This is a genomic window from Streptomyces sp. NBC_01334 (assembly GCF_035983595.1).
In the GTDB taxonomy this organism is placed as follows: domain Bacteria; phylum Actinomycetota; class Actinomycetes; order Streptomycetales; family Streptomycetaceae; genus Streptomyces; species Streptomyces coriariae.
This window is the reverse complement of the sequence record NZ_CP130718.1, coordinates 5,015,723-5,027,680: the sequence shown is the minus strand read 5'-3', so window position 1 is coordinate 5,027,680 and position 11,958 is coordinate 5,015,723. Positions and strand designations below refer to the sequence as shown.

The 11,958-nt window shown below is 69.2% G+C and carries 12 protein-coding genes, 1 tRNA gene and 1 pseudogene; 5 read left to right on the top strand and 9 right to left on the bottom strand.

All coding sequences use genetic code 11. From position 1 onward, the window contains the following. Positions 1-167: 167 nt before the first annotated feature. Positions 168-1,217, top strand: a complete 1,050-nt coding sequence (locus tag OG736_RS22545; RefSeq protein WP_327184037.1) for a restriction endonuclease — start codon at positions 168-170, stop codon at positions 1,215-1,217. 100 nt (positions 1,218-1,317) lie between these two features. Here OG736_RS22545 and OG736_RS22540 read toward each other — a convergent pair whose 3' ends face one another. From OG736_RS22540 to OG736_RS22515, 6 genes are read right to left on the bottom strand one after another with little or no spacing between them, the layout of a single operon-like run. Beyond that, entirely contained in the window at positions 1,318-2,079 is a 762-nt protein-coding gene (locus tag OG736_RS22540; protein WP_327184036.1) for a class E sortase, read from the bottom strand. Positions 2,080-2,101: 22 nt separating this feature from the next. Continuing rightward, positions 2,102-3,157, bottom strand: a complete 1,056-nt coding sequence (locus OG736_RS22535; protein WP_327184035.1) for a class E sortase — start codon at positions 3,155-3,157, stop codon at positions 2,102-2,104. Then, positions 3,154-3,792, bottom strand: coding sequence for an aminodeoxychorismate/anthranilate synthase component II (locus OG736_RS22530; protein ID WP_020130625.1), 639 nt, complete (start codon positions 3,790-3,792; stop codon positions 3,154-3,156). Before OG736_RS22530 ends, OG736_RS22535 begins: the two co-directional genes overlap by 4 nt. Next, positions 3,789-3,950, bottom strand: coding sequence for a hypothetical protein (locus OG736_RS22525; RefSeq protein ID WP_020130626.1), 162 nt, complete (start codon positions 3,948-3,950; stop codon positions 3,789-3,791). Before OG736_RS22525 ends, OG736_RS22530 begins: the two co-directional genes overlap by 4 nt. A gap of 52 nt (positions 3,951-4,002) precedes the next feature. Further along, on the bottom strand, positions 4,003-4,680 hold the full coding sequence (locus OG736_RS22520; protein WP_327187680.1) for a class E sortase: 678 nt from the start codon (positions 4,678-4,680) through the stop codon (positions 4,003-4,005). A gap of 33 nt (positions 4,681-4,713) precedes the next feature. Continuing rightward, positions 4,714-5,529: a DUF881 domain-containing protein gene (locus OG736_RS22515; RefSeq protein ID WP_327184034.1), complete on the bottom strand. Its 816-nt coding sequence runs from the start codon at positions 5,527-5,529 to the stop codon at positions 4,714-4,716. A gap of 140 nt (positions 5,530-5,669) precedes the next feature. Here OG736_RS22515 and crgA point away from each other — a divergent pair, with 140 nt between their 5' ends. Beyond that, positions 5,670-5,924 carry a cell division protein CrgA gene (crgA, locus tag OG736_RS22510; RefSeq protein WP_054242100.1) on the top strand — a complete coding sequence of 85 codons (255 nt, stop codon included), beginning with the start codon at positions 5,670-5,672 and terminating at the stop codon, positions 5,922-5,924. A 277-nt stretch (positions 5,925-6,201) separates the two neighbouring features. Here crgA and OG736_RS22505 read toward each other — a convergent pair whose 3' ends face one another. Together OG736_RS22505 and OG736_RS22500 are read right to left on the bottom strand one after the other, a co-directional pair. Next, a complete protein-coding gene (locus tag OG736_RS22505) occupies positions 6,202-7,092 on the bottom strand; it encodes a rhomboid family intramembrane serine protease (protein WP_327184033.1) in 891 nt (296 codons plus the stop codon). A gap of 166 nt (positions 7,093-7,258) precedes the next feature. After that, positions 7,259-7,792, bottom strand: a complete 534-nt coding sequence (locus OG736_RS22500; protein ID WP_327184032.1) for a peptidylprolyl isomerase — start codon at positions 7,790-7,792, stop codon at positions 7,259-7,261. Positions 7,793-8,123: 331 nt separating this feature from the next. On the opposite strand from OG736_RS22500, the gene OG736_RS22495 reads away from it, so the two are divergent. Continuing rightward, entirely contained in the window at positions 8,124-8,828 is a 705-nt protein-coding gene (locus tag OG736_RS22495) for a DUF5324 family protein (RefSeq protein ID WP_327184031.1), read from the top strand. An 86-nt stretch (positions 8,829-8,914) separates the two neighbouring features. Here OG736_RS22495 and OG736_RS22490 read toward each other — a convergent pair. Further along, positions 8,915-8,987: transfer RNA gene (locus tag OG736_RS22490), tRNA-Ala, on the bottom strand. A gap of 180 nt (positions 8,988-9,167) precedes the next feature. Between OG736_RS22490 and OG736_RS22485 the strand changes: the two genes are divergently transcribed. Both OG736_RS22485 and OG736_RS47300 read left to right on the top strand, forming a co-directional pair. Then, positions 9,168-9,716, top strand: a complete 549-nt coding sequence (locus OG736_RS22485; protein ID WP_020130633.1) for a helix-turn-helix domain-containing protein — start codon at positions 9,168-9,170, stop codon at positions 9,714-9,716. A gap of 166 nt (positions 9,717-9,882) precedes the next feature. Continuing rightward, a pseudogene (locus tag OG736_RS47300) lies at positions 9,883-10,776 on the top strand (serine/threonine-protein kinase); the annotation flags it as partial. Positions 10,777-11,958: the final 1,182 nt, after the last annotated feature.

Sequence of the window (11,958 nt, the reverse complement as noted above, 5' to 3'; positions counted from 1 at the left end):
CCCCATCGGATGCGTCCGGTGGGGCCCACGCCTTTGCTTCACCCGACCGAGCCCACGCCGACAACGATCGTGTCTTCATATCGGCTGACTCGTTGATCGCTTGGGGTGGCGTGTCATGTCACAGCTCTGCCCTGGCCGCACGGCCCGACCAGAACAGAGGGGCAGACATGATCGACGAATCGGCACTGCTGGAATCCCAGAGCCTGCGCGACAGCGCGCTCGACCGCACCGATGTACTCGACAGGGTGAAGGCACTGTCCCTGCTGCCGGACGGGATGCACGTGACCACGGCGATGGTGGCGGCGTACTTCGGCGTCACCGCCGAGGCCATCCGCCAGCTCAAAGCACGACACCACGACGAGCTGTCGGGCAACGGAATGGCAACCCTGCAGGGCCCTGACCTGGCAGAATTTAAGCGTGACGTCCTGTCACGCTATCCGGGGGGTTATCCACAGCCTCGGTCCAGCCTCACTCTCTACTCCCGTCGCGCGGTCCTCAACGTCGCGATGCTCCTCCGTGACAGTGAAATCGCCCGTCAGGTGCGCACATACCTCCTCGACATGGAGTACCGGGCTCGGACGCAGCCCGGGGACAACCCGGCCCCCTCGCACTCCGTGTCCCTCGACGACCGCATCGACCAGCGCATCACCCACATCCTCGGCCAGACCGTCGTACCCATGTTCAACGCCCTGATCGAAACAGCAGGCGAGCATCAACGGGAGCTGATCGCCCTCCGAGCAGGCGTCCAGCAGGTCGAAAAGCGGCTCCGGCAGCACCACGCCCGGCTGCAGCGGCTGGAAGCCCCACGCGACGATCGACCCCTCGCCGGAGTCATGGCTTCCATGGACGCCATGAACGGACGCGAGTTCGAGGAACACATCGCCACACTGCTGCGCCGCGACGGCTGCACCGATGTCGTCGTGCAGGGCGGCGGAAGGGACCGCGGAGTCGACATCACCGCCCTCACGGCCCACGGTCGACGCCTCGTCGTCCAATGCAAGAGGTTCGCACCCCACATCTCCATCACCAGCCCCGAGCTCCAGAAGTTCCTCGGGGCCGCCAAGGTCCTGCACGACTCCGAGGTGGCGCTGTTCGTAGCGACCTGCCCCTTTACGCGTGATGCCCTCAACATCGCCGCCGAGACCGGCATCACCGCCGTGCACCGGGGGCTGCTGGAGGAGTGGAGCGCTGGGGCGGCCCTGGCGGTTCTCGAGTAACCAGGAGCCAGGCAGATGGCCCGAAGCCGCAAAGGCAAGTTGCGGCTTCGGGCCATCGTCATGCTAGGCGACAAAGCCCTTGAAGAAGGGCTCTGTCACTTCAGCCCAGTTCCTTCGGCGGCGTCCGGTCAGCGTCCACCTTCTCCACGCGCTCCAACTCGCCCCACACGACGTACCGGTAGCGGCTCGTGTAGACCGGCGTGCAGGTCGTCAGGGTGATGTAGTGGCCGGCCTTCTTCTTACCGGACTCCTTGGGGATCTGGCCGAGGACCTCCACGTTGTACTTCGAGGTCTCGGGGAGGACCGCGTACACCTTGTAGACGTACCAGTCGTCCTTCGTCTCGAAGACGATCGGGTCGCCCTTCTCCAGCTTGTCGATGTTGTGGAACTTCGCACCGTGGCCGTCGCGGTGGGCGGCGAGCGTGAAGTTGCCCTCCTTGCCGCTCGTCGGGAGAGCGGCCTTGAAGGGGTCGGTGTAGTAGCCGGCGACGCCGTCGTTGAGGATCTTCGACGAGGTGCCCTTCTCGACCAGCACCTCGCCGTTCCTCATCGCGGGCACGTGCAGGAAGCCGATGCCGTCCTTGGTGTCGAGCGCCCCGGGACCGCCGTCCTGCCGGGCCCAGGTGTCGCGCACCTTGTCGCCCTGCCGGTCCGCGTGCCGGTCGGCCACGACGTTCGTCCACCACAGGGAGTAGACGACGAAGAGGCCGAGCACCAGGCCGGCCGTGATGAGGAGTTCGCCGAAGACGCTGACGGCCAACGCGATCCGGCCGCCACCGCGGCGCCGCGGCGCGGGATCGGGCGCATCCACGCGCGCGTGCTCTTCGTGCTCGGTGTCGCCGGTGGTCGCTGCCACGTTCATCTGCCCCTACTCGACTGCACGCCTACTCGACGAGCGCATCCGGCTTTCCCTTGCTGCGCGGCCGTTCCTCGACCATCTTGCCCCAGACGATCAGGCGGTACTTGCTGGTGAACTCCGGGGTGCAGGTGGTGAGGGTGATGTACCGGCCCGGCCCGGTGAATCCGGACTCCGCCGGCACCGGGTCGAGGACGCTCGTGTTGCTCGGCGCGGTCACCGGCAGGGAGGACGCCATCTTGTAGACGAAGTACTCGTCCTGCGTCTCGACGACGATGTCGTCGCCCGCCTGGAGCCGGTTGATGTAGCGGAACGGCTCGCCGTGCGTGTTGCGGTGGCCCGCGAGCCCGAAGTTGCCGGTCTTCGCGTCGGGCATCGCCGTCTGCAGCGGGCTCTCGCCGTAGTGCCCGACCATGCCCTTGTCGAGCACCTTCTTGTTGCTGACGCCCTCCGCGATCGGCACCACCACGTCCAGCTTCGGGATGTGCAGGATCGCGAAGCCCTGCCCTGGCGAGAACACCCCGGGGGCACCCTTCCCGTTCGCCCAGTCGTCCTGGAGGCTGCTGGCCTCCTTGTCCGCCTGCGCGTGCGCCCGCACGTTCGTCCACCACAGCTGGTAGGTGACGAAGAGCAGCATCAGAACGCCCGTGGTGATGAACACCTCGCCGACCCCCCGGCTGACGACCACCGCGGCGCTCGGCTTACGGGCCCGCTGCCGACGGCGCGCCTCGACGCGTGACAGCGGCCGCTCGTCCTGGGCTGGCGCGTCGGCCCCGTTGTACGACTCGGAGACCTCACCCGGGCCCCCATGACGGCCGTGACGGCCCTTGGCAGCCTTTCTGCGGGCCGCACGACCTCCCGCCGGGGTTCCAGGGGCAGGAGAGGCCGCCGAGGCGCCAGAAGCGGATATGGGGCCGCCGCCGAACATGGACGCCGGCGGTATCCGCAGCGCCACCGTCTCCTCGTCGATCGGCGGCTGGTACGGCTCCCCGGCATAGGGACCGGCTCCGTAGGCATCACCGCCGAACGACTCGTACGGCGCGGTGCCGTACGAGTCCTCGCGCTCGGGGCGCAGCGCGGTCACGCCGAGGCCCTGCCCACCACCGGGGCGAGCCCCGCCGACCTCGCCACCGCGCCCTGGTCGCCGCACTCCACCAGCCAGTTGGCCAGCATCCGGTGCCCGTGCTCGGTCAGCACCGACTCGGGGTGGAACTGGACGCCCTCGACGGGCAGTTCACGGTGGCGCAGGCCCATGATGATCCCGTCGTGCGTACGGGCCGTGACCTCGAGTGCGGCCGGGACCGTGGCCGGCTCGGCGGCCAGCGAGTGGTAGCGGGTCGCCGTGAAGGGGGTCGGCAGGCCGGCGAAGACGCCCCGGCCTTCATGCTCCACCAGCGAGGTCTTGCCGTGCAGCAGCTCCGGCGCCCGGTCCACGACACCGCCGTACGCCACCTGCATCGACTGCATGCCCAGGCAGACGCCGAAGACGGGGACACCGGTGGCCGCGCAGTGCCGGACCATCTCGATGCAGACGCCGGCCTCCTCGGGCGTACCGGGCCCGGGGGAGAGCAGCACACCGTCGAAGCCGTCCTGGGCGTGGGCCGTGGAGACCTCGTCGTTGCGCAGGACCTCGCACTCGGCGCCCAGCTGGTACAGGTACTGGACCAGGTTGAAGACGAAGCTGTCGTAGTTGTCGACGACGAGAATGCGCGCGCTCACTGGTTGTCCACCGTCACATCGTTGAAGGGAAGCAGCGGTTCGGCCCACGGGAAGACGTACTGGAACAGCGCGTACACCACGGCCACGACCAGCATGATCGAGATCAGCGCCTTGACCCACGCGTTTCCCGGCAGATGCCGCCAGATCCAGCCGTACATGCCGTCCCTTCCGTCGCATCACGGCACCTGACTCACGCCGTACGCCACCAGACTAACGGCGCAGGGCCTTCGGTTCGCCTGCCTCCACGGGCTGTGTGGAGTCCAGGTGCGCCCAGACGATCAGCCGGTGACTGTGCCCCCATTCCGGATCGCACGTGGTCAACGTCAGGTACCGGCCCGGACGCGTGTACCCCGACTTACGTGGCACAGCGTCGATCACCTCGACGTCCGAGGGCACGGTTTTGTAAGGCCCTTTGTCGATCCGATACGTGAACCAGGTCGTCCCGTCCGTCAGGACCACCGCGTCACCCCGCCTGAGCTCGGGAAAGTCCTTGAAAGGGTCCCCATAGGTACGGCGGTGACCCGCGACGGAGAAATTTCCGGTCTGCCCGAGCCGCGCGCTGCCCGCGTAGTGCCCCAGCCCCTTCTTCAGGGTGCCGGTCGCCGTGCCTTCGAGCACCGGCTTGTTCCACGTGAAACCAAGACGCGGGATGTACATCACCGCGAAGGGCCTGCCGACACGGTACGGCGCCGACTGCGCGGTGGCGCTCGCTCCGGGGGTGGGGGCCACGGTCCCCTGTGCCCACTGGTCGTGGAGGTCGTCGATCTGGTCGCCCATGACGCGGTCGGCCTGTACACCGGTCCAGAACAGCACGTAGACGACGAAGAGGACGATGACGGTGCCGACGGTGATGCACAGCTCGCTGAACGTCCTGACGATCACGCGCACCGACACAGGCGCCCCCCGGCGGCCGCTGCTCCACTACTCCACAGGCTTGGCGTAGTGCAGATCCACTGTGCCCGAGTAGCCGGGCAGAGTCACCGCCCCGTCCTCGGTGACTTTCCAGCCGAGCCCGTAGACGTTCACGTAGACCATGTAGTTCTGGATCGCCGGGGCTTCGGCGAGCGCCTGCTGAAGCTTATCCGGGTCGCCGACCGCCTGGATCTTGTACGGCGGTGAGTAGACGCGGCCCTGGAGGATCAGGGTGTTGCCGACACAGCGCACGGCGCTGGTGGAGATCAGCCGCTGGTCCATGACCTTGATGCCCTGGGCACCGCCCTGCCAGAGCGCGTTCACGACGGCCTGGAGGTCCTGCTGGTGGATGACCAGGTAGTCGGGCTGCGGCTCCGGATAGCCGGGGAGCTTGGCGGTGGCGTTCGGCGGGGCGTCGTTGAGGGTGACCGTGATGGCCTTGCCCTTGACCTTCTGGGTCCCGGCGTCCTTCTCCAGGCCCGCGAGCTTGTCGTCCTGGGCCTGGGTGCTGCCGTCGTCGGCCTCGGCCAGCGACTCCACGTCGTCGCGCAGGGCCCCGTTCGTCTCGTCCAGCTCGCCGTTCTTCTGGCTGCGCTCCTGGATGAGGTCGGACAGCTTCAGCAGGGAGGCGTCCGTGCGGATGTTGGTGCCCTTGGCCGTGTTGAAACTGGTGAAGAAGAGGAGGCCCGCGAGGGCGAAGACCCCCACGGTGAGCACCCGTACGGGCCGGAAGCCACCCCGGCGGTCGGACGAGGAGGAGTCGCCGGCGGACTCGGGGTCGGAACCCGTTGTACCCGTCCCGGGGGAGTCGGCAGAATTGCTCAACGTACCCTTATCTCCTTCGGCGCCGTAGAAGCACTACGCTAACGGACGCCCGGGGGAGCCCTTCAGTCCCCTGGCACGCAGCCCCCGAGCCCGATCCAGCACCTGCGCGGCCACGCAGCGCATCGACAGGAGAGACCCTCGTGCCGAAGTCACGTATCCGCAAGAAGGCCGACTACACGCCGCCCCCGGCGAAGCAGGCGACCGCCATCAAGCTGAACAGCCGTGCCTGGGTCGCGCCGGTGATGCTGGCCATGTTCCTCATCGGACTCGCCTGGATCGTGGTCTTCTACGTCACGGACGGCTCGCTGCCCATCGACAAGCTGGACAACTGGAACATCGTCGTCGGCTTCGGGTTCATCGCGGCCGGATTCGGCGTCTCCACGCAGTGGAAGTAGCGATGACAGCAGCGGGGCCGGCGCGGGGCGAGTAGCTCTCCCCAGGACTATCCCCTGAGTTATCCACAGCAGTTTTCCACATGGGGAAAAGAAAGACGATCTGTGGATAACTCATCGGAGGTTGACGCCGGTGTGACGTAACTACCGGCTGTCACCCTCACTCGAAAGGCTGTTCGCCCCCTGCCTGACCTGCACAAACGCAGGTCGATAGCAGGGGGCACAGCTGTTCCCGCACGTTGTGCACAAGATTCGACACAGACTGTGGACAACAGCGCGCTCAGGTGAGCTGGACGGTCCTCAGGAGCGTCACCACCACGACGACGGCCAGCATCAACGCGCAGGTCCCGAACTGGACGAGGGCCCGGCGCTCGCGGGGGGCGTGGACCATCCCGATGCCGATCACCACCCCGGCGACCAGACCGCCGATGTGCGCCTGCCAGGAGATGCCGCTCCACCCGAACGTGAAGGCCAGGTTGATCACCAGCAGGACGATGATCGGCCGCATGTCCTGCCGCAGTCGGCGCATGAGGACGGCCGTCGCGCCGAACAGACCGAAGATCGCGCCGGAGGCGCCCAGCATCGCGGTGTTCGGCGGGGCGAGCAGATAACTCAGGGCGCTGCCCGCGAGACCGGACACGAGGTAGAGCGACAGATAGCGGGCCCGGCCGAGCGCCTGTTCCAGCGGGCCGCCGAGCCACCACAGGCCCAGCATGTTGAAGGCGAGGTGCCAGGGAGCCTCGTGCGCGAACATCGAGGTGACCATGCGGTACCACTCGCCCTCGGCCACCCCCTCCGTCGGGTTGAAGGGGGCCGGCGGCCACTGGCCGATCAGCACCAGGCTGTCCAGCAACGAGGACCGCACCTGCACGGCGAGGAACACCGCCACGTTGATCCCGATGAGGATCTTGGTGAGCAGCCGGGGGTCGGCGGTGACGACGCCTCCCGCCAGCGTGCGGGGCTGCGAGGCACTGGGCGCGTGCCCCGTACCGGAGCCCTCGCGGACGCAGGTGGGGCACTGGAAACCGACGGAGGCGCTGACCATGCACTCCGGGCAGATCGGGCGCTCGCAGCGGGTGCAGCGAATGCCGGTCTCCCGGTCGGGGTGCCGGTAGCAGACGGGCAGGCCGCTCTGCGCGTCGTCCTGCCGGCTGCCAGGCGCCTGGTCCATGGGCTCCCCCAGGTAAGTCGTCCGAGTTGTCGTGGTCGAGCGGTCGAGTATCGGAGCAGTCGGCGGAGTCGGAAAGGAACCGCCCTGCTTCATCCTTACGGACGAGCAGGGCGTTTGGTTCCCGACGGGGCGCCGGTGGCCCCCGACGGTGTGCCGGGGCGTCGCCTCAGCTCTTGCGGCTCTCGACGACGACCGACTCGATGACGACGTCCTTCAGCGGACGGTCGGTGCGCGGGTTGGTCTGGGCGGCCGCGATGGCGTCCACCACCTTCTGGCCGGCCGGGTCGACGACCTCGCCGAAGATGGTGTGCTTGCGGGTCAGCCAGGCCGTCGGGGAGACGGTGATGAAGAACTGCGAGCCGTTGGTCGCCGGGCCGGCGTTCGCCATGGCCAGCAGGTAGGGCCTGTCGAAGCGCAGGTCCGGGTGGAACTCGTCCTCGAACTGGTAGCCGGGGCCGCCGGTCCCGTTGCCCAGCGGGTCGCCGCCCTGGATCATGAATCCGCTGATCACGCGGTGGAAGACCGTGCCGTCGTACAGCTTGTCCTTGGACCGCACGCCGGTCTCCGGGTTGACCCACTCACGCTCGCCGGTCGCGAGGTCGACGAAGTTCTTGACCGTCTTCGGGGCGTGGTCCGGGTAGAGCCGGATCTCGATGTCGCCGTGGTTGGTCTTCAGGGTGGCGTACAGGTGCTCGGCCACGGTCTGCCTTCCGTTGTCTCTCTGTGACCCACAGATCCTCGCACGGTCCGGGTCAGTCAACGTCCGACAGCCCGTTCCGGCATCAGAACCGACGGATCGGGTACACAAAAGCATCCGACTCGTCCGGGACGGGAGCGGGCGGCGCCGATCCGTGGCATCGTCGGCTTTGTCGCCCTGTCGACCCTCTATTGCCATTGACCCGATCCGTCCCCTATCGCATGTGATCAGTACCCGTATGCCCGTCCACGCGTGCCGGGACGGTCATTGACAGGCATGATCCGTAAAAGGGTGGAAAGTCGAAATACCGTACGCCACCGAGGAGGAGGAACCCGTGACCCGCATCGACAGCGTGCGCGCCGCGACCGGCTCGGCGAAGGACAGCGTGCTGCACGCCGCGGAAGTGGTGGCGCCCTACGCCGACACGGCCAAGGAACGGGCCGCGCTCTACGCGCATGAGGCCCGTGTACGGCTCGCGCCCAAGGTGTCGCTGGCCGCAGAACAGGCCCGCGTGCAGTACGACGCCCACGTCGCCCCGCGTCTGGAACAGGCGAAGACCCATGTCCCGCCGAAGGTGGACCTGGCCGCGCAGGAAGCGGCCGCCCGCACCCGGCTGGTCGCACGCCAGGCCGCCGACTACTCCCGGCCGAGGATCGAACAGGCGGTGGCCGCGGCCGGGCCCGTGAAGGACGAGGCCGCCGCCCGAGGCGTCGCCGCGCTGGCCGCCCTGCGTGGCCAGGTGACGCCGAAGGAGATCGAGAAGCTGACGCGCAAGCACCGGCGGCGGGCCAAGGCGGGCAAGCTCGCCAAGGCGCTGATCGTCCTCGGTGCCGTCGCCGGCGGTGCCTACGCGGCCTGGAAGTGGTGGGACAAGCAGGCCAACCCGGACTGGCTGGTCGAGCCGCCGGCGGCCACGGAGGTACCCGCCTCGGGCGGCCTCACCTCGGTGGACGGCAGCGGCGACCCGTCGGTCCTCGACGCCGAGGTACAGGCCAAGGAGGCCGAGGAGGAGGCCGCGAACCGCGACGACCGCAGCTGAGCGGCCGACGGCCCGCCTGTGCCCCCAAGCTCACCGAAAAAGACCCCGCCCACCTGCGTTTCCGCAGGTGGGCGGGGTCTTTCATGTGGAGCCTAGGGGAGTCGAACCCCTGACATCTGCCATGCAAAGACAGCGCTCTACCAACTGAGCTAAGGCCCCGCAAGAGACGTCCGGCCGGAAAACCTCGTACCGGCGGGCGCCGCAGACCAGAGTACCGGGTCACCCGGGGTATCTCGCAAAAAGATTGGGGGTCCCCGCGGATGACCACTCTCCGTAAGATGCTCGGACGCGGTTCGCTACAGCGAACCGCGGTTTCTGGGGAAGCGATGGGGAGACGCAATGGACGCCGCACAGCAGGAAGCGACCGCGAGAGCGCGGGAACTTCAGCGGAACTGGTACGGGGAGCCGCTGGGGGCGCTCTTCCGTAAGCTCATCGACGATCTTGGCCTCAACCAGGCTCGTCTCGCTGGGGTACTGGGACTCTCGGCGCCGATGCTGTCGCAGCTGATGAGCGGTCAGCGGGCGAAGATCGGCAATCCGGCCGTGGTGCAGCGGGTGCAGCTGCTCCAGGAGTTGGCGGCACAGGTCGCGGACGGCAGCGTCAGCGCCGCCGAGGCGACCGAGCGCATGGACGAGATCAAGCGGTCCCAGGGGGGCTCGGTGCTCAGCAACACCACACAGACGACGAGTGGTTCGGGAGCGCCCACGGTCAAGCGGGTCGTCCGCGAGATCCAGTCCCTGCTGCGCTCGGTGGCCGCCGCCGGCGACATCATCGACGCCGCCGACACTCTCGCCCCGACCCACCCGGAACTGGCAGAGTTCCTCCGGGTGTACGGCGCCGGCCGTACCTCCGACGCGGTCACGCACTACCAGTCCCACCAGAACTGAGCCCTCGGCCCGGTCGCCGAAGGGGGTTCGGCAGCCGGGCGGTCGGCAGCTCGGGGGGCATCAGGACGCAGCGGGGCACACGGGGGTCGTATCGCTCATCGCGGGGGAGACAGAGGGGCAGAGGGGGAGACCCGAGCGGGACCAGGGGGAGGAGCGACGCACAGCCATGGGTGAGGTCTTCGCCGGACGGTACGAACTGGCCGACCCGATCGGTCGCGGAGGGGTCGGCGCGGTCTGGCGTGCCTGGGACCACCGCCGCCGTCGCTACGTGGCCGCCAAGGTGCTCCAGCAGAGCGACGCGCACGCGCTGTTGCGGTTCGTCCGCGAGCAGGCGCTGCGGATCGACCACCCCCATGTGCTCGCGCCCGCCAGCTGGGCCGCCGACGACGACAAGGTCCTGTTCACCATGGATCTGGTGGCCGGCGGTTCGCTGGTCCATCTCGTCGGCGACTACGGCCCGCTGCCCCCGGTCTTCGTGTGCACGCTGCTCGACCAGTTGCTCTCCGGGCTCACCGCGGTCCACGCGGAGGGTGTCGTGCACCGCGACATCAAACCCGCCAACATCCTGCTGGAGGCCACCGGTACGGCCCGGCCGCGCCTCAGGCTCTCCGACTTCGGCATCGCGATGCGGCTCGGCGAGCCCCGGCTGACCGAGACCAACCTCGTGGTCGGAACACCCGGTTACCTCGCGCCGGAGCAGATGATGGGCGCTGAACCGGACTTCCCCGCCGACCTGTTCGCCGTCGGCCTGGTCGCGCTGTATCTGCTGGAAGGCGCCAAGCCGGACGCCAAGGCCCTCGTCCAGTTCTTCGCTGAGCACGGGACTCCGGGCGCCCCCAAGAGTGTGCCGGAGCCGCTGTGGCAGGTGGTCGCCACCCTGCTCCAGCCGGACCCGCAGGCCCGCTTCCGTACGGCCACGGGGGCGCGCAAGGCGCTCGCGGCCGCCGTCGAGCTGCTGCCCGAGCCCGGCCCGGACGACGAGCTGATCGAGATCTTCGACCAACTCGGCCCGCTGCCCCCGGGGTTCGGCCCCGACGGCCCGCCAAGACGGCCAAGGCCCCCCAACTCCCCTGCCTCCCACCCGAACACCACAGCCGAACAGGGCAGCCCGCACACCACAGCCCAACAGAGCCGGCCACACACCACACCCGACCCGGACCGCCCGCACACCACCTCCGATACGGGCCATCTGAACACCGCGCGTGAGCGGGGCGGCCTGGGCACCACTCCTGAGCGGGGCGGCCTGGACGCCGCGCCCGATCGGGGAGGCCTGGGTCACGCTCTCGATCCGGGCGGCCTCGGTCACGCTCCCGATCCGGGCCAGGGTGACGCTCTCAGCCCCGGTGGCTCGGGCACCGCTTCCGATCCGGGCCGCCCGCGCCCCGCACCCGGTCCCGGTGGCTCGGGCGCCACACCTGCCCCAGTCCGCCCGATCACTCCGCCCGAGTCGGCCGGTCTCGGTGCCGCACCCGGTTGGGCTCTGCCGGACGGCGCTCCCCGGCCGGCCGGCCGGGGCAACGGTTCGCTGCCCGCCCGTCCGGGAGTGGCTCCCGGTGCAGCCCCTGCGGGCACTGGATCTCTCCCCTCCGGTCCAGCGGCTCCCGCCGCTCCTGCCCGTCCGGGCACAGGCGGCCTGCCCTCCCGGCCGGACGGAGCGCCTGATCCGGCTCGCCCAGGCACGGGCACTGGCACTGGCACTGGCACTGGCACTGGCACTGGCACTGGTGCGAGTTCGGGCACTGGCTCGGGGTCGGGTACCGGGTCGGAGTCGGGCGCCCGCGGCGACGTGGGACCCAGCACCGGTGCCGGGTCTGCGTGGTCGGGCGGGGGATCCGCGCCGGGCTCCGTGCCGAACGACCCGCGGCAGCAACCGGATTCGACGCCTACCGATCCGCGTCGGCCCACAGGACCGACACCACGGTCGGCCACCTCCGCCCCCGCGCCCGCTCCCTCCATGTCGGACACCGGCAGCTTCCACCTGCCGCCCCCGCAACCGGCGGCCGGTTCCTTCACCGAACCCGGAGCCCCGGAGCCCTCCGCTCCCTGTCCCCCCGCCTACGCGCCGACGCCCGGCCCCATGACCGCGCCCCCGTACGAGCCGACATTCGTGTTGCCCACCCGCGGGCAGCACGGTGAGGTGTCCACCGCCTCCTACACCGCCCACGACCCTCAAGCCGCACAAGCCCCGCAGGTCCCGTCTTCGCCGCAGGTCGTCTCGCCGCACGGCCGACGCCGAGGGCAT

Bases quoted from the DNA above. Each gene is read 5' to 3' on its own strand.
- OG736_RS22545 (WP_327184037.1), top strand. From the start codon at position 168: ATGATCGACGAATCGGCACTGCTGGAATCCCAGAGCCTGCGCGACAGC.
- OG736_RS22525 (WP_020130626.1), bottom strand. From the start codon at position 3,950: ATGTACGGCTGGATCTGGCGGCATCTGCCGGGAAACGCGTGGGTCAAG.
- OG736_RS22540 (WP_327184036.1), bottom strand. From the start codon at position 2,079: ATGAACGTGGCAGCGACCACCGGCGACACCGAGCACGAAGAGCACGCG.
- OG736_RS22485 (WP_020130633.1), top strand. From the start codon at position 9,168: ATGGACGCCGCACAGCAGGAAGCGACCGCGAGAGCGCGGGAACTTCAG.
- OG736_RS22505 (WP_327184033.1), bottom strand. From the start codon at position 7,092: ATGGACCAGGCGCCTGGCAGCCGGCAGGACGACGCGCAGAGCGGCCTG.